Source organism: Nonomuraea sp. bgisy101, assembly GCF_057708945.1.
Genome location: NZ_JBYITD010000016.1, coordinates 54,593 through 77,570, shown reverse-complemented (window position 1 = coordinate 77,570; position 22,978 = coordinate 54,593). Strand labels below are relative to the sequence as shown.

At 70.6% G+C, this 22,978-nt stretch carries 24 protein-coding genes; 7 read left to right on the top strand and 17 right to left on the bottom strand.

The window, feature by feature from the left end; translation table 11 throughout:
* Positions 1 to 80 precede the first annotated feature (80 nt).
* The 3 genes from AC3EO4_RS28525 to rpsO form a co-directional block, all read right to left on the bottom strand.
* Complete coding sequence (locus AC3EO4_RS28525; RefSeq protein ID WP_431898602.1) at positions 81 to 1,391, bottom strand: M16 family metallopeptidase; 1,311 nt, start codon at positions 1,389 to 1,391, stop codon at positions 81 to 83.
* On the bottom strand, positions 1,388 to 3,736 hold the full coding sequence (locus AC3EO4_RS28520) for a polyribonucleotide nucleotidyltransferase (RefSeq protein WP_431898601.1): 2,349 nt from the start codon (positions 3,734 to 3,736) through the stop codon (positions 1,388 to 1,390). The genes AC3EO4_RS28525 and AC3EO4_RS28520 overlap by 4 nt, the downstream gene beginning before the upstream one ends.
* Positions 3,737 to 4,001: 265 nt before the next feature.
* A complete protein-coding gene (gene rpsO / locus AC3EO4_RS28515) occupies positions 4,002 to 4,271 on the bottom strand; it encodes a 30S ribosomal protein S15 (protein ID WP_379581060.1) in 270 nt (89 codons plus the stop codon).
* Positions 4,272 to 4,566: 295 nt separating this feature from the next.
* On the opposite strand from rpsO, the gene AC3EO4_RS28510 reads away from it, so the two are divergent.
* Entirely contained in the window at positions 4,567 to 5,148 is a 582-nt protein-coding gene (locus tag AC3EO4_RS28510; RefSeq protein WP_379581059.1) for a DJ-1/PfpI family protein, read from the top strand.
* Positions 5,149 to 5,227: 79 nt separating this feature from the next.
* On the opposite strand, the gene AC3EO4_RS28505 is transcribed toward AC3EO4_RS28510, so the two are convergent.
* Both AC3EO4_RS28505 and AC3EO4_RS28500 read right to left on the bottom strand, forming a co-directional pair.
* Positions 5,228 to 6,022 (bottom strand): pentapeptide repeat-containing protein, encoded by a 795-nt coding sequence (locus AC3EO4_RS28505; RefSeq protein WP_431898600.1) that lies wholly within the window; start codon positions 6,020 to 6,022, stop codon positions 5,228 to 5,230.
* Positions 6,023 to 6,125: 103 nt separating this feature from the next.
* Entirely contained in the window at positions 6,126 to 7,091 is a 966-nt protein-coding gene (locus AC3EO4_RS28500; RefSeq protein ID WP_379581057.1) for a bifunctional riboflavin kinase/FAD synthetase, read from the bottom strand.
* Between the two features lie 89 nt (positions 7,092 to 7,180).
* Between AC3EO4_RS28500 and AC3EO4_RS28495 the strand changes: the two genes are divergently transcribed.
* The gene (locus AC3EO4_RS28495; protein ID WP_431898599.1) at positions 7,181 to 8,167 is read left to right on the top strand and encodes a TRM11 family SAM-dependent methyltransferase; all 987 of its coding nucleotides are present in this window, start codon (positions 7,181 to 7,183) and stop codon (positions 8,165 to 8,167) included.
* Positions 8,168 to 8,234: 67 nt separating this feature from the next.
* Here the strand turns inward: AC3EO4_RS28495 and truB are convergent, their stop codons facing one another.
* The 8 genes from truB to rimP form a co-directional block, all read right to left on the bottom strand.
* On the bottom strand, positions 8,235 to 9,095 hold the full coding sequence (truB, locus tag AC3EO4_RS28490) for a tRNA pseudouridine(55) synthase TruB (RefSeq protein WP_431898598.1): 861 nt from the start codon (positions 9,093 to 9,095) through the stop codon (positions 8,235 to 8,237).
* Complete coding sequence (locus tag AC3EO4_RS28485) at positions 9,096 to 10,226, bottom strand: DHH family phosphoesterase (RefSeq protein WP_431898597.1); 1,131 nt, start codon at positions 10,224 to 10,226, stop codon at positions 9,096 to 9,098. It lies immediately after the preceding gene.
* Entirely contained in the window at positions 10,223 to 10,693 is a 471-nt protein-coding gene (gene rbfA, locus AC3EO4_RS28480; RefSeq protein ID WP_379581053.1) for a 30S ribosome-binding factor RbfA, read from the bottom strand. Before rbfA ends, AC3EO4_RS28485 begins: the two co-directional genes overlap by 4 nt.
* Positions 10,694 to 10,715: 22 nt before the next feature.
* Positions 10,716 to 11,012 (bottom strand): DUF503 domain-containing protein, encoded by a 297-nt coding sequence (locus AC3EO4_RS28475; protein WP_354906737.1) that lies wholly within the window; start codon positions 11,010 to 11,012, stop codon positions 10,716 to 10,718.
* Positions 11,013 to 11,509: 497 nt separating this feature from the next.
* Positions 11,510 to 14,632 carry a translation initiation factor IF-2 gene (infB, locus tag AC3EO4_RS28470; RefSeq protein WP_379581052.1) on the bottom strand — a complete coding sequence of 1,041 codons (3,123 nt, stop codon included), beginning with the start codon at positions 14,630 to 14,632 and terminating at the stop codon, positions 11,510 to 11,512.
* A 125-nt stretch (positions 14,633 to 14,757) separates the two neighbouring features.
* A complete protein-coding gene (locus AC3EO4_RS28465) occupies positions 14,758 to 15,054 on the bottom strand; it encodes a YlxR family protein (protein WP_379581051.1) in 297 nt (98 codons plus the stop codon).
* Entirely contained in the window at positions 15,038 to 16,042 is a 1,005-nt protein-coding gene (nusA, locus tag AC3EO4_RS28460; RefSeq protein ID WP_379581050.1) for a transcription termination factor NusA, read from the bottom strand. The genes AC3EO4_RS28465 and nusA overlap by 17 nt, the downstream gene beginning before the upstream one ends.
* 12 nt (positions 16,043 to 16,054) lie before the next feature.
* A complete protein-coding gene (gene rimP / locus AC3EO4_RS28455) occupies positions 16,055 to 16,555 on the bottom strand; it encodes a ribosome maturation factor RimP (RefSeq protein WP_379581049.1) in 501 nt (166 codons plus the stop codon).
* 243 nt (positions 16,556 to 16,798) lie between these two features.
* On the opposite strand from rimP, the gene AC3EO4_RS28450 reads away from it, so the two are divergent.
* From AC3EO4_RS28450 to AC3EO4_RS28435, 4 genes are all read left to right on the top strand, one after another.
* The gene (locus AC3EO4_RS28450; RefSeq protein WP_431898596.1) at positions 16,799 to 17,278 is read left to right on the top strand and encodes a hypothetical protein; all 480 of its coding nucleotides are present in this window, start codon (positions 16,799 to 16,801) and stop codon (positions 17,276 to 17,278) included.
* A complete protein-coding gene (locus AC3EO4_RS28445) occupies positions 17,275 to 17,736 on the top strand; it encodes a ferritin-like domain-containing protein (protein ID WP_431898595.1) in 462 nt (153 codons plus the stop codon). Before AC3EO4_RS28450 ends, AC3EO4_RS28445 begins: the two co-directional genes overlap by 4 nt.
* A gap of 121 nt (positions 17,737 to 17,857) precedes the next feature.
* Positions 17,858 to 18,064, top strand: coding sequence for a DUF4236 domain-containing protein (locus AC3EO4_RS28440; protein ID WP_379581046.1), 207 nt, complete (start codon positions 17,858 to 17,860; stop codon positions 18,062 to 18,064).
* A gap of 66 nt (positions 18,065 to 18,130) precedes the next feature.
* A complete protein-coding gene (locus AC3EO4_RS28435) occupies positions 18,131 to 18,337 on the top strand; it encodes a DUF4236 domain-containing protein (RefSeq protein WP_379581045.1) in 207 nt (68 codons plus the stop codon).
* Positions 18,338 to 18,346: 9 nt separating this feature from the next.
* Here the strand turns inward: AC3EO4_RS28435 and AC3EO4_RS28430 are convergent, their stop codons facing one another.
* The 3 genes from AC3EO4_RS28430 to AC3EO4_RS28420 all read right to left on the bottom strand — a co-directional run bounded on the left by AC3EO4_RS28430 (position 18,347) and on the right by AC3EO4_RS28420 (position 21,298).
* Positions 18,347 to 18,511 carry an alpha/beta fold hydrolase gene (locus AC3EO4_RS28430; protein ID WP_379581044.1) on the bottom strand — a complete coding sequence of 55 codons (165 nt, stop codon included), beginning with the start codon at positions 18,509 to 18,511 and terminating at the stop codon, positions 18,347 to 18,349.
* Positions 18,512 to 18,934: 423 nt separating this feature from the next.
* Complete coding sequence (locus AC3EO4_RS28425) at positions 18,935 to 20,680, bottom strand: proline--tRNA ligase (RefSeq protein WP_431898594.1); 1,746 nt, start codon at positions 20,678 to 20,680, stop codon at positions 18,935 to 18,937.
* Between the two features lie 57 nt (positions 20,681 to 20,737).
* On the bottom strand, positions 20,738 to 21,298 hold the full coding sequence (locus AC3EO4_RS28420) for a hypothetical protein (RefSeq protein ID WP_431898593.1): 561 nt from the start codon (positions 21,296 to 21,298) through the stop codon (positions 20,738 to 20,740).
* A 173-nt stretch (positions 21,299 to 21,471) separates the two neighbouring features.
* Between AC3EO4_RS28420 and AC3EO4_RS28415 the strand changes: the two genes are divergently transcribed.
* Entirely contained in the window at positions 21,472 to 22,392 is a 921-nt protein-coding gene (locus AC3EO4_RS28415; protein ID WP_431898592.1) for an acyl-CoA dehydrogenase family protein, read from the top strand.
* On the opposite strand, the gene AC3EO4_RS28410 is transcribed toward AC3EO4_RS28415, so the two are convergent.
* Positions 22,389 to 22,838 (bottom strand): hypothetical protein, encoded by a 450-nt coding sequence (locus AC3EO4_RS28410; RefSeq protein WP_379581039.1) that lies wholly within the window; start codon positions 22,836 to 22,838, stop codon positions 22,389 to 22,391. The two genes, AC3EO4_RS28415 and AC3EO4_RS28410, sit on opposite strands and share 4 nt — an antisense overlap.
* Positions 22,839 to 22,978: the final 140 nt, after the last annotated feature.

Sequence of the window (22,978 nt, the reverse complement as noted above, 5' to 3'; positions counted from 1 at the left end):
CCCGGTGGCCTCGACCCCGCCGTGCCGTACTGACGCGGGCTCCACGCCCGCCGGCACGGCGGAAGGAACGCGCGCGACCGCTACGCGATCGCCGCGGAGAAGTCCTTGTCCGCGTACGGGCCGATGACCGCCAGCGTCAGCGGGCGGCTCAGGACGTCCTTGGCCACTTCCGAGATCTCGTCGGGCGTGACCGACTCGATCCGCGACAGCACCTCGTCCACCGCCATCAGCTCGTCGTAGACCAGCTCGTTCTTACCGATCCGCGACATCCGCGACCCGGTGTCCTCCAGCCCGAGCACCAGCCCGCCGCGCATCTGGCCCTTGCCGCGCAGGATCTCCTCCTCGGTGATCCCGTCGGAGACGACCCTGGCCACCTCGTCCCTGCAGATCTGGAGCACATCGTCGATCTTCGACGGCATGCAGCCGACGTAGATCCCGAACTGGCCCGTGTCGGCGTAGGCCGAGGTGTAGCTGTAGGCGGAGTACGCCAGGCCGCGCTTCTCCCTGATCTCCTGGAAGAGCCTGGACGACATGCCGCCGCCCAGCGCCGCGTTGAGCACGCCCAGCGCGAACCGGCGGTCGTCGGTGCGCGACATGCCGGTCGTGCCCAGTACGAGGTTGGCCTGCTCGGTGGGCCGGTCGAGCACCCGGACCTCGGAGCGGGCCTCCGCTCCTGGACCGCTGGTGCGCGGCGGCGCGCACTCGCGCGGGCCCGCGAGCGCCCCTGCCCGCTCGTACGCCCGCGCCACCAGCTCCACCACGTGCTCGTGCCGGATGTTGCCCGCGACGGAGACGACCGTGCGCGGCGGCTGGTAGTAGGCGCGGTAGTACTCGACGATCCGGTCGCGCCCGAGGGCGTTGATGGACTCGACGGTGCCCAGGATCGGCCGCCCGATCGGCGAGTCGCCGTACAGGGCGGAGGAGAACTGCTCGTGCACCACGTCGGAGGGGTCGTCGTCGTGCATGGCGATCTCTTCGAGGATCACGCCACGCTCGGACTCGACGTCCTCCTCGGTGACCAGCGACGAGGTGACCACGTCGGCCAGCACGTCGACGGCCAGCGGCAGGTCCTCGTCGAGGACCCGCGCGTAGTAGCAGGTGTACTCCTTGGCGGTGAAGGCGTTGATCTCGCCGCCGATGCCCTCGATGGACGCGGAGATCTGCATGGCGTCGCGCGTGGGGGTGCCCTTGAACAGCAGGTGCTCAAGGAAGTGGGTGGCCCCCATGTGCTCGGGGGCCTCGTCACGGGAGCCGATGCCGACCCACATGCCGACCGCGACGGAACGCACGGTCGGCATGGTCTCGGTCACCACACGCAGCCCACCGGGGAGGACGGTGCGCCTGACGATCCCGGCACCGTCCTTGCCGGGATGCAGTGTGGTCGTGGTCACGAGTTCCGGTCTTCTCCGTCGCCGGCGGGCTTGCGGACCCTGGTGCGGGTGCGACGGGGCTTGTCGTCACGCGGCTTGTCCTCGCGCGGCTTGTCCTCGGTGACGGGGGCCGACTCGGCGACCGGAGCGGCCTCCTCCTCGACGCCCGAGCCGGCGGCCTCCTTGGCGGCGGCCTCCTTCTCGATCACCTCGACCGGCACCAGCGAGAGCTTGCCACGGGAGTCGATCTCGGCGATCTCCACCTGGATCTTGGCGCCGACGCTCATGACGTCCTCGACGTTCTCGATGCGCTTGCCGCCGTGCAGCTTGCGGATCTGGGAGACGTGGAGCAGGCCGTCCTTGCCCGGCATGAGCGAGACGAACGCGCCGAAGGCGGCGATCTTCACGACCGTGCCCAGGTAGCGCTCGCCCACCTCGGGCATGTGCGGGTTGGCGATGGCGTTGATCGCGCTGCGCGCGGCCTCGGCCGACGGACCGTCGGTGGCGCCGATGTAGATCGTGCCGTCGTCCTCGATGGTGATCTCGGCGCCGGACTCGTCCTGGATCTGGTTGATCATCTTGCCCTTGGGGCCGATGACCTCGCCGATCTTGTCGACGGGGACCTTGATCGTGATGATGCGCGGCGCGGTCGGGTTCATCTCCGCCGGGGAGTCGATCGCCTCCTGCATCACGTCGAGGATCGCCAGGCGGGCGCCCTTGGCCTGCTTCAGCGCGGCGGCCAGCACGGAGGCCGGGATGCCGTCGAGCTTGGTGTCGAGCTGAAGGGCGGTGATGACGTCCTTGGTGCCGGCGACCTTGAAGTCCATGTCGCCCATGGCGTCCTCGGCGCCGAGGATGTCGGTCAGGGTGACGTAGGTGTCGCCCTCGCCGATCAGGCCCATGGCGATGCCGGCGACCATCTCCTTGAGCGGGACACCCGCGTCGAGCAGGGCCATCGTGCTGGCGCAGACCGAGCCCATCGAGGTCGAGCCGTTGGAGCCGAGCGCCTCGGAGACCTGCCTGATCGCGTAGGGGAACTCCTCACGCGTCGGCAGGACCGGGATGAGCGCCCGCTCGGCCAGCGCGCCGTGACCGATCTCGCGCCGCTTGGGCGAGCCCACGCGACCGGTCTCGCCCGTGCTGTAGGGCGGGAAGTTGTAGTTGTGCATGTAGCGCTTGGTCCGCTCGGGGTTGAGCGTGTCGACGACCTGCTCCATGCGCAGCATGTTCAGCGTGGTGATGCCCAGGATCTGGGTCTCGCCGCGCTCGAACAGGGCCGAGCCGTGGACCCTCGGGACCACGTGGACCTCGGCGTTGAGCGCGCGGATGTCCTTCGGACCGCGCCCGTCGATGCGGACACCCTCCTTGATGACCCGCTCGCGCATGAGCTTCTTGGTCAGGCTGCGGAAGGCGGCGCTCAGCTCCTTCTCGCGACCCTCGAAGTCCGGCAGCAGCTTCTCGGCCACCAGGCCCTTGACCCTGTCGAGCTCGGTCTCGCGCTCCTGCTTGCCGGCGATCGTCAGCGCCGCGGCGAGCTCGGACTTGACCGCGCCCTCGACGGCCTCGAGCGCGTCCTCCTGGTAGTCGAGGAAGACGGGGAACTCGGCCGTCTCCTTGGCCGCGACCTTGGCGACCTTGGACTGCGCCTCGCACAGCACCTTGATGAACGGCTTGGCCGCCTCGAGGCCCTGCGCGACGGTCTCCTCGGTCGGGGCGACCGCGCCGTCGGCGACGAGCTTGAGCGTCTGCCTGGTGGACTCGGCCTCGACCATCATGATCGCGACGTCGCCGTCCTCGAGGACGCGACCGGCCACGACCATGTCGAACGTGGCCCGCTCCAGCTCCGGATGCGTCGGGAACGCGACCCACTGGCCGTCGATCAGCGCGACGCGGACGCCGCCGATCGGGCCGGAGAAGGGCAGCCCGGCCAGCTGGGTGGACAGCGAGGCGGCGTTGATCGCGACCACGTCGTAGAGGTGGTCGGGGTTCAGCGCCATGACGGTCGCCACGACCTGGACCTCGTTGCGCAGGCCCTTGACGAAGGACGGGCGCAGCGGCCTGTCGATCAGGCGGCAGGTGAGGATGGCGTCCTCGGAGGGACGGCCCTCACGGCGGAAGAACGAGCCGGGAATGCGGCCCGCGGCGTACATGCGCTCCTCGACGTCGACCGTCAGCGGGAAGAAGTCGAGATTGTCCTTGGGGCTCTTGGACGCGGTGGTGGCGGACAGGACCATGGTCTCGCCATCGAGGTAGGCGACGGCCGAGCCGGCCGCCTGCCGCGCGAGCCGACCGGTCTCGAACCGGATCGTGCGCGTGCCGAAGGAGCCGTTGTCTATGACGGCTTCGGCGGTGTGGACACCCTCCACGGGGGACCTCCTAGATGAGTTGGTCTCCCGCGCCCTCTTTCACCGGCACCCTTCGTAAGGTGCAGCGCCGGTCTTCGATCGAAGCGCCCGGTCACGATGACCGGAAGCCACTACCGAGGACCGGCCCGCAGGCGTCGCGGGTCGCATGGTGCTGTAGCGGACGCGGGGGCTTTCAGTGTGTCTCGGATATTCAGTTGTCCGACACTAGGCGCGCCGGGAGCTATATGAGAAGGGAGCGGCGCCTGTGCGCCGCTCCCTTCTTAGTCTATCGGCGCAGGCCGAGCCGCTCGATGAGCGAACGGTAACGCGCGATGTCGTTGTTCTGCAGGTACTTCAGCAGGCGGCGCCGGCGACCGACGAGCAGCAGCAGACCACGACGGCTGTGGTGGTCGTGCTTGTGCGTCTTCAGGTGCTCGGTGAGCTCGCTGATGCGCTTGCTGAGCAGCGCGATCTGCACCTCGGGCGACCCGGTGTCGCCCTCGGCCGTCGCGTACTCGCCGATGATTGCCTTCTTGGCAGCGGTGTCGAGGGACACGGCTCTCCTTCGATCTACGGACACGCGTCGATGAGATGAGATAGCGAACGACCGTGCGTGCCTACAGTCGCCGCGAGAAGGCACTTCAGGGCAGCGCGCAGCGCCACCGTTACAGAGCCGACATGCAAGGTTACCATCGCGGTCCGTCCCCTGACACATCGTTCATGGGCGGCCGGCCATGGCGGAAATCGTCATGATGGTGTCCTTGCCGCCAGACCCCACCTCCGACCAGCCTGAAGATGGGCGAGCCGCCGGGAACCTCCCCGGCGCCGCGACACTTCATCAGGAGGACCACATGCGCATAGGCATCCTGCTCTTCGACGACGTGGAGGAGCTCGACGCGGTCGGCCCCTGGGAGGTGTTCGGGATGTGGTCGAAGCAGCGGCCTGACGAGGCCGACCTCGTCTCCTTCGCCCGAGAACCCGGGCCGGTCCGCGCCTCGAAGGGGCTCGGCCTGCACGCGCAGTACGGCTTCGCCGACGTCGGTCACCTGGACCTGCTGCTGCATCCCGGCGGCCTCGGCACCAGGCCGCTGGTGTCGGACGAGGCGCACCTGGCGTGGGTGCGCGAGATGAGGGCGAAGGTGCCGCTGATGACCAGCGTCTGCACGGGGTCGCTGGTGTTCGCCGCGGCGGGCCTGCTGAAGGGCCGTCCGGCGACCACTCACTGGGGCTCCCTCGACCGGCTCGCCGAGCTGGACCCCAGCATCGAGGTACGGGCCGACGACAGGTTCGTCGACGACGGCGACGTGGTGACGTCCGCCGGAGTGTCGGCGGGGATCGACATGGCCCTCCACCTGGTGGCCAGGCTGGCGGGAGTCGAAAGGGCCGCCCAGGTGCGGCGGTTCATTCAGTACGACCCGATGCCACCGGTCTGACAGGCACTGCCCGCGCCGACCGAGCACCTCCGCCCCTTGGGCGGGGTCTGTCCTGGCTGTCCGGGACAGCGGGTGGAGATCACCGCTGTCGCCAGTGTCCCGGACGAGCGAACGCCGCGGGGATGCGCGTCGCCGCGTCACCCCTGGCGGCGTCGAGCTGCGACTGCGTCAGGAACAGGCAGCCCCTGAGGTCGGCGCCGCCGAGGTCGGCGTTCCTGAAGTCGGCGCCGATGACGTCGGCCTCGCGCAGGTCCGCCCCTCTGAGGTCGGCGCCGATCAGGTAGGCGCCCCGCAGGGTCGCGCGGCGCAGGTCGGCGCCCCTGAGCTTGGCGCCCATGAGGTCCATCTTCATCTTGCGCCCCACCCGGCCACCGTGGTTGCGCACCAGCTCGCCTGCCCTCAGCAGCAACGGGCTGATCCGCGCGCGCAGCGCTCCCGTGTCGACCTTGGCGACGACGTCGGCGTCACCGCCGATCAGGCCCTCGATCTCGGCGGCGGCACCCGCCAGTTCCCCGTGCACGGGCTCGGCGGCCCGCCAGCCCAGCGCCTCGGTGACGTAGTAGAGCAGCTCGTGCAGGTCCCGCATGACGGGGAACACCTCGACGGCCCTGTCGGCGAGGCCCGACTGGGTGACCTGCTGGCCCGCGCCGAAGCAGTCGTAGACCGTGCACCCGGCGAAGCCCTTCTCCCGCAGCCGGGCGTGGATCCCGCAGCGGTGGTCGGCGCGCAGGTTGGGGCACGCCTTGCCCGCCGGCTTGTCGATCGCGAAGTCGGCCGAGGCCGCGAACGCGGGCACGACGCAGCACAACCCGGCGCAGCGCTCGCAGTCGGCGCGCAGCGTCGCCAGGGCCCGACGGCCGCCGGATCCGTCCACATGACCTCCCATAGGTCCCCAACGATAGTCCCGGCCGCGGAGTGCGAGTCCACGCGGAAGGGCGGGCGGGAGGCACCCGTGGACACCCCTGTCCGACCGGCCTCTAGCTGGTCAGGCGGCGGACCTCGTCGACGTCGGCGTGGATCTGGGCGATGAGCGCCTCGATCGAGTCGAACTTCGTGTTCCCGCGCAGGCGCGCGCCGAAGTCGACGGCCACGTGCATGCCGTACAGGTCGAGGTCGTCCCTGTCGAGCGCGTACGCCTCCACCGTCCGCGGCACGCCCTCGAAGGTGGGGTTCGTACCGACCGAGATGGCCGCGGGCCAGACGCAGCCGTCGTAGCCCGCGGGCAGGTTGCCGACCGCCACGCACCGCAACCAGCCCGCGTAGACGCCGTCCGCGGGAATGGCGGTGTTCGGCGGGGTCTCGACGTTGGCCGTGGGGAAGCCGAGCTGGCGGCCGCGCTGGTAGCCGCGGACGACGACGCCCTCGACCCGGTGCGGGCGGCCGAGGGCCTCGGCGGCGGACTCGACGTCCCCCGCCGCGACGAGCTCGCGGACAAGAGTGGATGAAACACCGGACACCAGGGGGATCTCCTCCACCGTGAAGTCGTACTTGTCGCCCAGCTCGCGCAGGGTCGAGGGGTCACCGGCCGCCCTGTGGCCGAAGGTGAAGTTCGCGCCGACCACGACCACCGCGGCGCGCAGCCGATCGGCCAGCACGCTCTGCGCGAAGTCGGCGGGGCTGAGGCGCGACAGGTCCATCGTGAACGGCAGCACGCACACCTCGTCCACGCCCAGCGCGGTCAGCAGCTCCGCCCTGTGCCTCACCGTGGTCAGCCGGCGCGGCTGGGTACCCGGCCTGACGACCTCGGCGGGATGCGGCTCGAACGTGACGGCCACGCACGGCAGGCCGCGCGATCGGGCGACGGCCACGGCGCGCTCGACCACTCGTCGGTGGCCGCGGTGCACGCCGTCGAACACGCCGATCGTGACGACGGATCTTTCCGACTCCTGCACGCCCGCGCCCCATTCGTCTCGTGGCGGATCAATCACCCTCAAGCGTGCCATGCCCCGCGGGGTGGTTCGCAACGGGGTGAGTACCGTCACCGCGCTCCCGTCGGGAACAGCGCAAACGGCCGCGCGGTACCATCCGCTGCATGTCCCGATACGCGCTGCTGATCCTGCCCGCCTACAACCGGGTCTACGGCGAGAGCTCCATCCGCCTGACCCACGGTGAGCTGGAGGTGTTCGCCGCCGTCTCCGACGTGGAGGAGACGCGGATCGGCGGCGTGCCGTACGTGACGTTCCAGGCCGACGAGCCCGACCTCGCGCTCCTGTCCAACCTGTCCTCCGTCTACGCGATCTTCGGCGTCGAGGGCGACCTGCTGAGGCCCATGGAGATGCGCCCGCTCGACCGGCTCTCCAGCGACCTCATCACCATCCAGAAGTACGCGGGCAAGACCAACGAACACTTCACCAAGCTGCTGCTCAACGTCACCGTGCTCGCCTCCGACTTCCCGCTGGACGGCCACCTGTCGGTCTTCGACCCCATGTGCGGGCGCGGCACGACCCTCAACCAGGCCCTCATGTACGGCTACGACGCCTACGGGATCGACGTCGACGGCAAGGACTTCGACGCCTACAGCGGCTTCCTCAGGACGTGGCTGAAGAACAAGCGGCTCAAGCACACCGCCGAGACCGTGCCCGTCAGGCGGGAGCGAGCGCTGGTCGGGCGGCGGCTCAACGTGAGCTTCGGGCTGTCGAAGGAGGCCTACAAGGCGGGCGAGACGCAGCAGGTGGCCGTGGTCAACGCCGACACCCTGCGCAGCCGCGAGTTCTTCAAGCCGCGCTCGTTCGACGTCATCGTGACCGACGCGCCGTACGGCGTGCAGCACGGCAGCAAGGGCTCCACCGGCCTGTCGCGCAGCCCCCTCGACCTGATCGCCAAGGCGGTGCCGGTCTGGGCCGAGCTGCTGCGGCCCGGAGGGGCGATCGGGATCGCGTGGAACACCTACGGCGGCTCACGCGACGACCTGGCGGCGATCCTGACCTCGAACGGACTCGACGTGCGGGACTACCCCGACTTCGCCCATTGGGTGGACCAGGCGATCGTCCGCGACATCATGGTCGCCCGCAAGCCGTGAGCTCCGCCACCGGGCCACGGCTCGCCTGAGAACCTCGGCGGCGACGTCCCGCCCGTGCGGCGAGGAATCAGCCGACGAAGACCGCCAGGGGCTTGGCCAGGCGCCCCTGCTCCTCCACCAGCGCCAGCAACTCGCCCTCGGGCCCGAATACCCCGATCGGCCCCTTGCCGAGCCCCGCCGAAGGCAGCCGCCCCCCGTGCGAGATCACCCGCGCCTCGTCGGCGTTCACGTCCCGCCGGGGGAAGGCCGCGGACACCGCCTCCCCGATCGGCAGCACCACGCACTCCCCTGCCAGCTCGTCGATCGTCTTGGCGAGGGACAGGTCGTAGGGCCCCACCCTGGTCCTGCGCAGGTACGTCAGGTGACCGCCGACCCCGAGGGCCGACCCCAGGTCCCTGGCGAGCGCCCTGATGTAGGTCCCGCTGGAGCACCTGATCGTGGCCCTGACCTCGGGTCCGTCGATGGACGTGACGTCGAAGTCGTACACGGTGACGGGCCGGGCCGCCAGCTCGACGTCCTCGCCGGCCCTGGCCCGCTTGTAGGCGCGCTCGCCGTTCACCTTGATCGCCGAGACCTGCGGAGGCACCTGCATGATGCGCCCGGTGAGCGCCTCGATCTCCTTGCGCACGGCCTCGGCCGTCACGCCGTCGGTCGGCGCGGTGGCCGTGACCTCGCCCTCGGCGTCGTCGGTGTTGGTGGTGACGCCGAGCCTGATCGTCGCCTCGTACACCTTCTCGGTCAGCGCCAGGTGCCCGAGCAACCTGGTCGCCTTCTCCACACCGATCACCAGCACCCCGGTCGCCATGGGGTCGAGGGTGCCGGCGTGCCCGACCCGTCTGGTGCCCGCGATGCGCCGCATCTTGCCGACCACATCGTGGGAGGTCCAGTCGGCGGGCTTGTCCACGATGATCAGACCGCTCTCGGCCATCTACCTTTTCCTCAGCAGTTCTCGAAACCGGTCCATCGTCACTTCCACGCTGTCGTGCGAGGTGAACCCCGCCGCGTAGGCGTGCCCGCCGCCGCCGAGCGCCGTGCAGATCGCGCCGACGTCCGCGCCGCCCTTGGAACGCGTGGACACCTGCCACACGCCGTCGTCGTCCTGTTTCAGCACCACCGCGACATCGGCCTCGTCGGTGCGGCGGATCACGTCGATGATCCCCTCCACCTCGTCGTACGGCAGGCCGTACGCGGCCCTGTCGGTGTGGGTGACGTACGTCCACACCAGGTCGTCCTCCAGCACCACGCGCTCGAGCGCCGCCCCGAGCACCTTCAGGTAGCCGAACGGAGAGCGGTCCCACAGCTCGCGGGCGATCTCGTCGGTGCGCAGCCCCGCCGCCACCAGCCTGGCCGCCATCTCGTGCGCGGCGGGCGTGGTCGAGGAGTGCCTGAACGACCCCGTGTCGGTCACCAGCCCCACGTAGAGCAGCGTCGCCATGTCGCGGTCGAGCGGCACCCCGAGGCGGCGGATCAGCTCCTCGGTGAGGACGGCCGTCGCCGCCACACCGGGATCGATGAGGCTGACGGTGCCGAAGCCGTCGTTGGAGGCGTGATGGTCGATGACGATGACCTCGCGCGCCTTCGCGGCGTTGACCGCCAGCAGACCCAGCCTGTCGAGCGTCGAGGAGTCGAAGGTGATCATCACCTCGGGCTCGGAGGGAAAGGCGGAGGGGACCGTGAGCAGGTCCTGGGCCGGAAGGAAGCGCAGCAGCCGCGGCACCGCGAACCTGCGGTCCCCGAAGGAGGCCACGACCCGCTTGCCCATCGCCTTCAGCGCCTTGGCCGCGGCCAGCATCGAGCCGAGCGCGTCTCCGTCGGGCGAGATGTGGCAGGCCAGCGCCACCTCGTCGGCGCCGCGGATCAGGTCGAGCGCCCTGTCCCATGCCGGCTCGGGGATCGCCTTCGCCGCGCCACCGGCAGGGCCGCCACCCGCCTGCGCGCTCACGCCCGCGCGCTCGGGGTCGCGGTCCTGGGACGCGGGGCGCGCCGCACCCCCGCCCGCCGCCCCCTGGGAGGGGCCGGCGGACGGGCGGAGGGTCTCGTCGCGCACGTCCGGCGTCACGTCGCGGAGTATCCCGCGCGGTCGGAGGGCTCGTCCTCTTCCTCGTCGAGCTCCGGCTTCCTGTACGGGTCGGCCTCACCCGCGTAGGAGGCGCCCTCGGCGCGCTTGGCGACCTCCTGGTCACGCTCCTTCGCCGCCGCGAACAGCTCGTCCATCTGGCGAGCGCTGTCGGGCAACGGGTCGTGCTTGAACGTCAGCGTGGGCGTGAAGCGGACGCCCGTCTGCCTGCCCACCTCCGAGCGGATGACGCCCTTCGCGCTCTCCAGCGCCGCGGCGCTGTCGGCCCGCTCGGCCTCGGAGCCGAACACCGTGTAGAAGACCGTCGCCTCCCGCAGGTCAGCGGTGATGCGCGTGTCGGTCACGGTCACGAAGCCCAGCCGCGGGTCCTTGATCCGGCGCTCCAACATCTCGGCGACGACCTGCTGGATGCGGTCGGCGAGCTTGCGCGCTCGTGCGGCGTCCACCATCTTCGATCCCCCTAGTGCTCGGTCAATCTTCGTCGTTGTAGAGCCGCTGCCTGGCCGACAGCAACTCGATATCGGGGCGGTAGGCCACCAACCGCTCGCAGGCGTCCATCACCTCACCGCAGTTGCCCGCGGTGGCGGAGACGACGGCGATGCCGATCTCCGCCCTGCGATGCAGGTCGAGATGGCCGGTCTCGGCTACCGCGACGCTGGGGAAGCGCCGCTGCACCTCGGCGACGATGGGACGCACCACGGATCGTTTCTGTTTCAGCGAGTGAACGTCGCCGAGCAGGATGTCCAGGGTCAGGGCACCGACATACATCGTTGGCAACCACCGCGAGTCCGTTTTCCGGTCGCGTGCGAGGCCGTCCGGACGGGCCGCGGTGGAAGGCCCTACCCGGTTCCTCGCACGCCCCGCACACCCGGGCCGTCCCCCGGTATGCGGTGCGGCGCCGTCCGTGCGCACACGATCGGCACCAGTATCGACAACGCTCCCACACGACCCGTTAGTCCGGTTCGCCTGGGTGAGACTGCACACCCCACCTACCCGTACGGCTCCAGCCGACGCGAGACCCACCCGCTCCGGGGGGACCCCCGCGCACACCGGTCCGCGCCGCCCTGGAGGGATCCAGGAAGGCACGGGTCCCGGCCGGCCCAGGGGGACCAGGAAGAGTGCGGAGCCCGGCGATGCCGGGCAGGCCCTGACCTGTGTCACCGGGACGCGCCGAAGCGCGCTCCGGGACACGGGTGGGAGGTCCGAAGGGACCCGGGCGTGCGAGGGGCGCCCGGCGAACACTCCGCCAGGCGCCCTACCGCGCGTTACACGCGCGGCTTCTCCCGCATCTCGAACGTCTCGATGACGTCGTCGAGCTTGATGTCGTTGTACCCGACACCGATACCGCACTCGAAGCCCTCGCGGACCTCGGTCGCGTCGTCCTTGAAGCGACGCAGCGACGAAACGGTGAGGTTGTCGGCGATGACGACACCGTCCCGGATGATCCGGGCCTTGCTGTTGCGCACGATCGTGCCCGAGCGGACCAGCGAACCGGCGACGTTGCCGATCTTCGGCACCTTGAAGACCTCGCGGACTTCGGCGGTGCCCATCTGGACCTCTTCGAACTCGGGCTTGAGCATGCCCTTGAGCGCCGCTTCGATCTCCTCGATCGCCTGGTAGATGACCGAGTAGTAGCGGATGTCGACGCCCTCGCGCTCGGCCAGGTCGCGGGCCCGGGGTTCGGGCCTGACGTTGAAGCCGATGATGACCGCGTTGTCGTCGGCGACGGCCAGGTTGACGTCGTACTCGGTGATCGCACCGACGGCGCGGTGCAGGACACGGAGCCTGACCTCGTCGCCGACGTCGATCTTGAGCAGGGCGTCTTCCAGCGCCTCGACCGAACCGGACACGTCACCCTTGATGATGAGCTTGAGCTCGTCGACGCGGCCCTTCTCGAGGTCGCTGAACAGCTCCTCGAGGGTGCGGCGACGGCTCGACTTCGCCATGTCGGCGCTGCGCTTGCGCGCCGCGCGCTGCTGGGCGATCTGCCTGGCCATCCGGTCGTCGGAGACGACGATGAAGTTGTCTCCCGCGCTCGGGACGGCGGTCAGACCCATCACCAGGACCGGGAAGGACGGCGTGGCCTCCTCCACCGGGTCGCCGTTGTCGTCGAGCATCGCCCTGACGCGGCCGAAGGCCTCGCCACAGACGATGGAGTCGCCGACGCGCAGCGTGCCGCGCTGGACCAGGACGGTCGCCACGGGGCCGCGGCCCTTGTCCAGGCGCGCCTCGATGGTGATGCCCTGGGCGTCCATCGACGGGTTGGCCCGCAGGTCGAGCTCGGCGTCCGCGGTGAGCAGGATGGCCTCGAGGAGATTCTCGATGCCGGTCCCGTTCTTGGCGGAGATGTCGACGAACAGGGTCGAGCCGCCGTACTCCTCGGCCACCAGGCCGTACTCGGTGAGCTGGGCCCGCACCTTGTTCGGGTCCGCGCCCTCCTTGTCGACCTTGTTGACCGCGACGACGACGGGCACGTCGGCCGCCTGGGCGTGGTTGAGCGCCTCGATGGTCTGCGGCTTCACACCGTCGTCGGCCGCGACCACCAGGACGGCGATGTCCGTGGCCTTGGCACCGCGGGCACGCATGGCGGTGAACGCCTCGTGACCGGGGGTGTCGATGAAGGTGATCTTCCGGTCTTCGCCCTCGTGCTCGGTGGCGACCTGGTAGGCACCGATGTGCTGGGTGATGCCACCGGCCTCGCGCGCCACCACGTTGGTGTTGCGGATGGCGTCGAGCAGCTTCGTCTTACCGTGGTCGACGTGACCCATGACGGTCACGACCGGCGGACGCGCGGCGAGGTCGCCCTCGTCGCCCTCGTCCTCGCCGAACTCGATGTCGAAGGCCTCGAGAAGCTCGCGGTCCTCCTCCTCCGGGCTGACGACCTGGATGTTGTAGTCGAGCTCGGCGCCCAGCAGCTGCAGGGTCTCCTCGTTGACCGACTGCGTGGCGGTCACCATCTCGCCGAGGTGCAGCATGATCTGCACCAGCGAGGCGGGGTTGGCGCCGATGCGGTCGGCGAAGTCGGACAGCGACGCACCACGCGGGAGCCTGATCGTCGCGCCGTTGCCGCGAGGAACCTGCACGCCGCCGATCGCCGGCGCCGACATGTTGTCGAACTCCTGGCGCCTCTGACGCTTGGACTTGCGACCACGCGCGGGACGGCCGCCGGGACGGCCGAACGCGCCTGCCGTACCGCCGCCGCGACCACGACCGCCGCCACCGGGACGACCGGCGAAACCACCGCCGCCGCCACCGGGACCGCCGGTGCCGGTGCGCGGACCCGCGCCGCCGCCACCGCCGGGACGGCCGGCGAAGCCGCCGCCACCGCCACCGCCGGGACGACCGCCGAAGCCGCCGCCACCACCGGGACGACCACCGCCGCCACCGCCGGGACGACCACCGCCGCCACCGCCGGGACGGCCTGCGCCGCCACCGCCGCCGGGGCCGGCAGGACGACCCTGCGGCATCATCATCGGGTTGGGACGCGGCCCGCCGGGACGGGGACCACCCGCACCGGGCCCGGGACGCGGACCGCCCGCGCCAGGTCCGGGACGCGGACCACCGGCGCCGGGACCGCCCTGGCCACGGCCGGCGGGCGGACGCGGCATGGCGCCGTCACGCGGCGCGCCGGCGCCAGGACCACCGGGACGCGGACCACGGTCCTCACGAGGACGGTCCTCACGAGGACCGCCGGGACGCGGCGGACGCTGGCCCATGCCGGTCGCGTTGGACGAGAACGGGTTGTTGCCAGGACGGGGACCCGGACGCGGACCCGGCTTCGGGCCCGGACGCCCACCCTCGCGCTGGCCGCCAGGTCCGCCCTGGCCACCGGGACGCGGTGCGCCGGACTGCTGACCACCGGGGCCGGAGGGACGGCCGCCCTGCTGGGCGGGACCGGGACGCGGACCGGGACGGGCCGCGGGACCCGGACGGGGACCAGGCGTCGGGCGCGGGCCCTCGAACCTGGGAGCCTGCGGGGCCTGAGGGGCCTCGCGAGGAGCCTCCGCGGGCGCGGCCTCCGGCTGCGTCTGGTGAGGCATGGGAACCGGCGGGCGCGGAGTGCCACCGGCGGGACCGGGGCGCGGCCCCGGCTTCGGAATCGGGCCCGGACGCGGGCTCGACGAGACAGGCGCCTCCGCGGCGCCGTTACCGGCCTGGCTGTCAGCCGGCCGGGGCGCAGCCTTCGGCGGCTGCGGCTTGGACGACGAACCGCCGCCCTTCGAGGGCTTGGATACGCCCAAAGCTTCGGTGAGCCTGCGGACTACCGGCGCTTCGATGGTCGAGGACGCCGAACGGACGAACTCTCCCATCTCCTGGAGCTTGGCCATGACGACCTTGCTCTCAACGCCGAACTCCTTAGCGAGCTCGTATACCCGGACCTTCGCCACTGCACTCCCTTACTCGGCCCGGGAGGCTGGCAGTGCCGTCCGGACCGTCGTTACCTTGACGTCTTCATCGCCGCGTGCTCATCAGGCGCTCATAGCAATCTGACTCCGCCCATCAACTCGGCGTCCTACATGACATGTGGTTCTCCCTCTAGGTGCGCTCGCAGTCGCGAGACGTCAAGCGGCCCCGGCACGCGAAAAGCGCGCGGAAACGCTCGGCGACGCTCGGCAAGCTCCAGACAGCTCAGGTCGCGATGCAGCGAGGCACCTCGGCCGGGAAGCCGTCCGTGCAGGTCAGGGACCACGTGGCCCTCGACAAGCACCAGATGGAGCAGCTCGGACTTAGCCGTGCGAACCCTGCAGCCCACGCATGTTCTCAGCGGGGCCGCCTGGCCACCATATTCCAGCTTACCGCTTGGACGCATCTACGGAACCGGCGGGATCATCCGCCTGGGTGTCAGGACGGATGTCGATCCGCCACCCCGTGAGCCTCGCCGCCAGCCGGGCGTTCTGCCCCTCCTTGCCGATGGCCAGGGAGAGCTGGTAGTCGGGCACTGTGACGCGCGCCACACGGCCTTCCAGATCGAGAACCTCGACATGCGAAACACGCGCGGGGGACAGGGCATTCCCGACGAACTCCCCAGGGTCCTCCGACCAGTCGATGATGTCGATCTTCTCGCCGTGGAGTTCGGTCATCACGTTGCGCACGCGCGAGCCCATCGGCCCGATGCAGGCGCCCTTGGCGTTGACGCCCGGCTTGCGGGAGCGAACCGCGATCTTCGTACGGTGCCCCGCCTCGCGCGCGACCGCCGCGATCTCGACGGTGCCGTCGGCGATCTCGGGCACCTCCAGGGCGAAGAGCTTCTTCACCAGCCCAGGGTGGGTGCGCGACAGCGTCACCGACGGGCCCTTGTGGCCCTTCTTCACCTGCACCACGTACGCGCGGATGCGCTCACCGTGCACGTAGTCCTCGCCGGGGACCTGCTCGTTGTGGGGCAGCACGGCCTCGATCTTGCCGAGGTCGACGAGCACCACGCGGGGGTCCTGCCCCTGCTGGATCACGCCGGAGACCAGCTCGCCCTCGCGGCTGGCGAACTCGCCGAAGTTGATCTCGTCCTCGGCGTCGCGCAGCTGCTGCAGGATGACCTGCTTGGCGGTGGTGGCCGCGATGCGGCTGAAGTTGCCGGGGGTGTCGTCGAACTCCCTGACGATGTCACCCTCGTCGTCGAGCTCGGCGGCGTAGATGGTGACGTGCCCGGTGGCGCGGTCGAGCTCCGCCCTGGCCTTGGCCGCGGCGCCCTCCGTGCGGAAGTAGGCGATCAGCAACGCGTCCTCGATCGCCTTCACGACCAGGTCGAAGGAGATGTCCTTCTCCCGTTCAAGGCTGCGCAGGACGCTCATGTCGATGTCCACGAGGCTTCCCCCTTAGCCCTCGTCGCCGTCGTCGAGGTCGTCTTCCTCGTCCTCGAACCGGCGGAATTCCACCTGTACCCGTCCTCGGGTCAGGTCCTGATAGTCGATCCTGCGCAGCGCGCCGTCGACGTCGATCTCCACGCCCTCGTCGTCGGCGCCGCGGATGCGGCCCTCGACCAGGCCGCCGTCGCGCAGATCCGCCTTGACCAGGCGCTTGGCAGCGCGTCGCCAGTGGCGCGGCTCGGTGAGCGGGCGGTCGACGCCCGGCGAGGAGACCTCGAGCGTGTAGGGCGACTGGCCCATGGTGTCGTCGCCGTCGAGCGCGTCGGACACCGCCTGGCTCACCTCGGCGATGTCGTCGAGCGTCACCCCGCCGTCCTTGTCGACGACCACGCGCAGCAGGCTTCGCTTGCCCGCCCGGGTGACCGTGACGTCCTCCAGGTCGAGACCTGCGGTGGCGACGACGGGCTCCAGGAGCTTCATCAGGTGGTCGCGGGATGATGCGCTGCCCATATCGACCTCCCTATTGTGTTGCGATCCATGACCGCCCGTGATGGCGGCCGCTCAGTCGACGACTGCTCAATAACCCTATCGGTACCAAGGCACGGAAAGAGCGCCACTCGACAGGGTCGGGCGGCGGAGACTCGTTGAGAGCGAGACCATATCGCACCACGGCACGGTCGGGCGGAACGCGCCAACGGCACGTGTCAGCCCTTACGATGCTGTGTGCCTTCCTCACCCGACCGGAGGTTCTCCTTGCGTCCCCTGTCCCGGCGTGCCGTGCTCGCGGGCGGCGCGGCGATGGCGGCGCTCTCCGGCTGTACGGCGGGGTCGCCCGAGCCCGCCGCCTCGAAGGCGCCCGACCCCGAACAGCTGCTGCTGCGCGAGCTGATCGCCGAGAAGGAACGCACGATCGGCCTCTACGCCGCCCTGGTGGGCGCGGACGGCGCGAAGCTGGCGCCGTTCAAGGAGCGTCACGAGCAGCACCTGGCCGCGCTGCGCGAGCGGCTTTCCGCCGAGCCGTCGCCGCCGGCCCCCGCCACGCCCTCCGTCAAGCCCTCGCCGTCGAAGAAGCCGCCGAAGGTGTCGCTGACCAGGCTGCGCGACACCGAGCGGAAGGCCGCCGCCATGCGCGCCCGCCAGCTCGGCACCGCCTCCCCCTCGCTGGCCCAGCTGATCGCCAGCATCGGGGCCTGCGAGGCCCTGCACGCCGTCGCCCTGCCGAGGTCGCTGTGAGGGCCGCGGCGGCCGACGACCTGGTGGCCATGAACAAGGCGCTGGCCGCCGAGCACGCGGCCGTCTACGCCTACGGCCTGATGGGCGCGCGCACCACCGGCGCGCTGCGGGACAAGGTGACGGCCGCCTTCGACGCCCACAGGGCCAGACGCGACCAGTTGCGCGCGCTCATCTCGTCGGGCGGCGGCAAGCCGGCCGAGCCCGAGGCCGCCTACTCGCTGCCCGTGATGCCGGACAACGCGACGGAGGCCGTGCGGCTGGCCGTCCTCGTGGAGGCGGGCGTCACCGCGGCCTACCTGGAGCTGGCCGCTGCCGGCCAGGCCACGACGCGCCGCATGGCGGCGCTCGCCATGCAGGAGTCGGCCGTCAGGTCGTACGGCTTCCGCCCCGCGATCGCCGTCTTCCCCGGCATGCCCCCGCGCGCGCCCCAGCCGCCCTCTCCCACGCCCGGCGGCTGACCCCAGGAGGCGGCTCACCGGAAGGCCCTTGCAGGGAGCTGTGGCGCGGGGCTCCTCTCACCCTGGGGACAGGTTGGAAACGATCGTCACGGGTAGCCGGGGGTGCGTCACCTTTCCCCCGATGGAGGCATTCATGGGCTGGAGCTTCAGGAAGTCCATCAAAATAGGTCCGTTCCGACTCAACCTGTCCCGCGGCGGCGTCGGCCACAGCTGGGGCAACAGGGCCTTCCGCGTGACGAGGACGGCCGACGGGCGGCGGACGCTGTCGGTGAACCTCCCCGGCGGCCTGCACTGGCGCAAGACTCTGGGGAGCGGCTCTCGCCGCTGATCAGGGAACTCATCCGTGGTGCCCTTCGTTTTCAGGGCACCACGGACTTTTCCCCAAGGAGGCTCGATGGGCTGGCACTACCGCAAGTCGATCAAGGTGGGACCGTTCAGGATCCACCTCTCTCGTCACGGGGTCGGCCACAGCTTCGGCAACCGCAGGTTCCACGTCAGCACCACTCCCGACGGGCGCCGCCACCTCACGCTCAGGCTTCCTGGCGGCTTCCACCTCAGCAAGTCCCTCGGCGGGCGCGGACACCGCCACTACCGGTACTAGCCACCGCCCCTACCGGCCTGAGGCGCTACCGGGCGCGAGGCGGGACAGGAAGGCGCGGACGAGGGCGACGATCTCGTCCAGGTCGGTCTCCAGCGCCCAGTGCCCGCCATCCAGCAGGTGCAGCTCGGCGTCCGGCGGGTCGCGCAGGTAGGCGCGAGCGGCGCCCTCGGGCATGTAACCGTCCTGCGGACCCCAGACGACCAGCGTGGGCGGCCGGTGCTCCCTCAGGTAGGCCTGGGTAGCGGGGCAGCCAGTCGAGGTTCTCCTTGAGCCCCTCCATCAGGCCGACGGCGATCTCACGGCGGGTGGGCGTGTCCATCAGCGGCCACGACAGCCGCCACAGGTCGGGGCTGATCCGTTCGACGAGATGGTCGGCGACCTCGCCGACGAACTCGTCCATGAACCCCTCCTGGCTCACCGCCTGCCCCAGGCGAACCGGTCCAGGAACGCGGCGTACCCGTCGAAGGTGTAGGGGAAGTCCGCGGGCGTACGGGGCGATGTAACGGCGGCCCGCCGAAGTCGCGCCGCAGCGGCGTGGTGGACGGGCGGCCACCGGTGACACCGGTGGCCTGGCCCGTGCCCGCCGTAACGGACGGGTCAGCTACGGCAGGCGGCGAGCACGCGCTCGGCCGCCTCCGCGAGCGGGATCTCCTCCTTGGTCCCCGTCGCGCGGTCGCGCAGCTCGACGACGCCCTGCGTCAGACCCCGGCCGATCACCAGGATGGTGGGCAGGCCCAGCAGCTCGGCGTCCTTGAACTTCACGCCGGGCGACACCGAGGGACGGTCGTCGACGAGGATACGCAGCCCGCGCGACTCGAGCTCCTCCGCGAGCTGGACGGCCACCTCGACCTGGTTGTCCTTGCCCGTGCCGACGATGTGGACGTCGGCGGGGGCGACCTCGCGCGGCCAGACCAGGCCGAGCTCGTCGAACTTCTGCTCGGCGATCACGGCCACGGCGCGCGAGACGCCGATGCCGTAGGAGCCCATGGTGATCCTGATCGGCTTGCCGTCGGGGCCGAGGGCGTCCAGGCCCGCGGCGTCGGCGTACTTGCGGCCGAGCTGGAAGATGTGCCCGATCTCGATGCCGCGGTCGATGGACAGCCCATTGCCGCAGCGGGGGCAGGCGTCGCCCTCGCGGACCTCGGCGGCCTCGATGGTGCCGTCGGGGACGAAGTCGCGTCCCGCGACGACGTTGGCGGCGTGCTTGCCCGGCTCGTTGGCGCCGGTCACCCACGAGGTGCCGGTGACCACGCGCGGGTCGACGAGGTAGCGGATGCCGAGGTCCTTGAGCACCTGCGGGCCGATGTAGCCGCGCACCAGGCCGGGGTGCTTGGCGAAGTCCTCGGCCTCGAAGATGGCGGGCTCGCCGGGGGCGAGGGAGGCCTCCAGGCGCTTGAAGTCGACCTCGCGGTCCCCGGGCACACCGATGATCAGCGTCTCGACCTTGTCGGAGCCGGGCGTGGTGACCTTGACGACGACGTTCTTGAGGGTGTCGGCGGCGGTGATGTTCAGGCCGTGCTCGGCGTTGACCAGCGACACGAGCGTCTCGATGGTCGGGGTGTCGGGGGTGTCGAGCACCTGGAGCGCGGGCTGTCCCTCGACCGGCCTGGCGGCGGGCGCGGTGGTGACCACGGCCTCGGCGTTGGCGGCGTAGCCGCAGTGGTGGCAGTTGACGAAGGTGTCCTCGCCGGTGGGCGTGGGCGCCAGGAACTCCTCCGACGCCGAGCCGCCCATGGCGCCCGAGGTGGCGAAGCAGATCTTGTAGTCGAGACCGAGGCGGTCGAAGGTGCGGATGTAGGTCTCGCGGTGCTGCTCGTAGGAGCGCTTGAGACCGTCGTCGTCGAGGTCGAAGGAGTAGGAGTCCTTCATCAGGAACTCGCGGCCGCGCAGGATGCCCGCCCTGGGCCTCGCCTCGTCGCGGTACTTCGTCTGGATCTGGTAGAGCGTGACGGGGTAGTCCTTGTAGGAGGAGTACTCGCCCTTCACCATGTCGGTGAACAGCTCCTCATGGGTGGGGCCGAGCAGGTAGTCGCCGCCCTTGCGGTCCTTGAGGCGGAAGAGCGTGTCGCCGTACTCGGTCCAGCGGCCCGTGGACTCGTAGTACTCGCGGGGCAGCAGCGCGGGGAAGAGCACCTCCTGGCCGCCCATGCGGTTCATCTCCTCGCGGACGACGCGGGTGACGTTCTCCAGGACGATCTTGCCGAGCGGGAGCCAGGAGTAGATGCCAGGGGCCACGCGGCGGACGTATCCGGCGCGGACGAGGAGCTTGTGGCTCGGCACTTCCGCGTCCGCCGGGTCGTCCCGCAGGGTGCGAAGCAACAACGACGACATGCGCAGCAACACGGCTACTCCTAGTTAGGGCCCGGATGTGAAGACCTACAGGCTACCGACTTTCGCCCTTCACAGGGCGAGGAGCGCCGCCGCGACGGCTCCCGCGACCACGCAGGCGATCGTGGCGGCGCGCGCCCTGCCCGCCATCGTGCGCCGCAGGGCGAGGACGCCGACCACGGCCAGAGAGCCGATGGCGATGGCGGGGACGGGCCAGAAGCCGATCTCCCAGTCGACCCCGCCAGGAGTGGCGCGGTCGATGACGTCGCCGAGCAGCAGCCCCGAGATGACGCCCGCGGCGAGGTCACCCCACAGGTCGCGCCTGCGGGTGAAGTAGGCGAGCAGCCCGAACACCACCAGCTGGACGAGCAGGAGGTTGACGCCGGCGGCGCTGCCGCCGATGGCCTCGAAGCGCAGGTCGCCGCGCAGCGCGCTGCCCGCTATGGCGGCCACCAGGGTGGAGACCGAGGCGAGGAAGGTGGTCAGCAGCGCCCAGCCGAAGCCCGTCGCCGTCGCGCCGACGACGACCGCCAGCGCGAGGTAGGCGTAGGGGTCGTAGACCCCCAGGCGGAGGCCGGACATGAGCACGCCGAAAGAGCCGACCACCAGTCCCCCGACGAAGGCGGCCAGCACATGGCGCTGGATGCCTCGCTGACGCCGATCATATTCGGCAAAATCAGCGTATTCGATAGCAATCTTCTCCATAGTTCGCTTATCAGACTATGCGGACATACAGGAAAAGTAAATTTGAGTCAACCGATGGTCAGGCTGGAAAATCAAGCAATCGCTTGGTTAAATCAATCGTTGTGAGCCTTCCCGAGCTGCGGGCCGTCGTCCGGTCGTTTCTCGCCGCCCATCCGGACGCGCCGTGGGCGCGTTTCGCCGGCGAACTCGGAATCGCGGGACTCGCCGTTCCCGAGCCTTTCGGCGGAGCGGGATACGGCATGCGAGAACTGGCCGTCGTGTGCGAGGAGATCGGCAGATCACTGTCGTCCCATCCGTTTCTCCAGACCGCCGTGATGGCGGCGGCCGCCACCGACGACCCCGCCCTGCTCAGGGCGATCGCCGAGGGGACGCGCACCGCCACCGTGGTGCTGCCGTCCGAGCACTCGTGCGTCCTGGAGGGCGAGCGGCTGAGCGGAGCCGCCCCCTACGTGCTGGACGCCGAGACCGTGCTCGTCTACGCCGGGGGGCGGCTGGTCGAGGCCGAGCCTTCGGCTCGCGTGCCGTACGAGACCATGGACGCCAGCCGCCCGCTGACCGCGCTGTCCTTCGACCACGTCCGCGTACGGCAGGCCGGCGACGGCGCCGCATGGGAGCGGGTGCGCGACCTGGCGGTCATCGCGCTGGCCGCCGAGCAGGCGGGCGGCGCGGCCAGGTGCCTGGAGGAGGCGACCTCCTACGCCAAGCTGCGCCACCAGTTCGGCCGCCCCATTGGCTCCTTCCAGGCGATCAAGCACAGGCTGGCCGACCTGCTGCTCGTGGTGGAGTCCGCACGGTCGGCGGCGTGGGCGGCGGCGGAGGAGCCGACGAGGGAGAACGCCGCCGTCGCCGGGTCCTACTGCTCGGAGGCCTATCTGAGGGCGGCGGGCGAGAACATCCAGATCCACGGCGGGATCGGCATCACGTGGGAACACGACGCCCACCGCCATTTCAAGCGCGCCTCCTCGGACGCGCAGCTGTTCGGCCCGCCCCGCTCGCACAGGGCGCGGCTGGAGATCGGCTAACCGCCGAGCAGCTCCTCCCACGGCCGCCTGGCGTTGGTGCTGCGGGTGGTGTCGAGCGCCTCGGCCAACCGCCAGAACCCGGGTCGCGCGTCGGCCCTCGACCTGCCGAGCGGGTCGACCGCCTGCAGCTCGAAGCGCACGCCCATCACGTCGAGCACGGCGGAGGAGGGCGTGCCGGGGCCCACCACCGTGACCAGGCTCCCGTCGAAACCGGGATCGCGGACGTGCTCGGCCAGGAGCGTGACCACCTCGGAGGCGTAGGGCCCGTCTCGCCACGAGATGTGCCAGCTGTGGTCGGCGCCGCGCCACCAGGTGAGGTCGCGGCACGACTCGATGAACTCGGCCTCGCTCGCCAGCGCGGCCATCACTCTGCCGAACGCCTCGAACCTGCGGGCGCTGGCCAGTGCGGGCTCGTCGTGAGCCTCTCCGGCGCGACGCAATCTCATGTCTGGGAGCGTGTCATCTTTCGACCGCCTCAGCCCCTGCTTTCGCCGCTTCTCCGCGCTCACGGACACTCACTCTGATCTCCCCGCGCCCTTCCCGCAAGTCCCGGTCTGCTGCTACGCTCAACCAAGCGAGCGCTTGG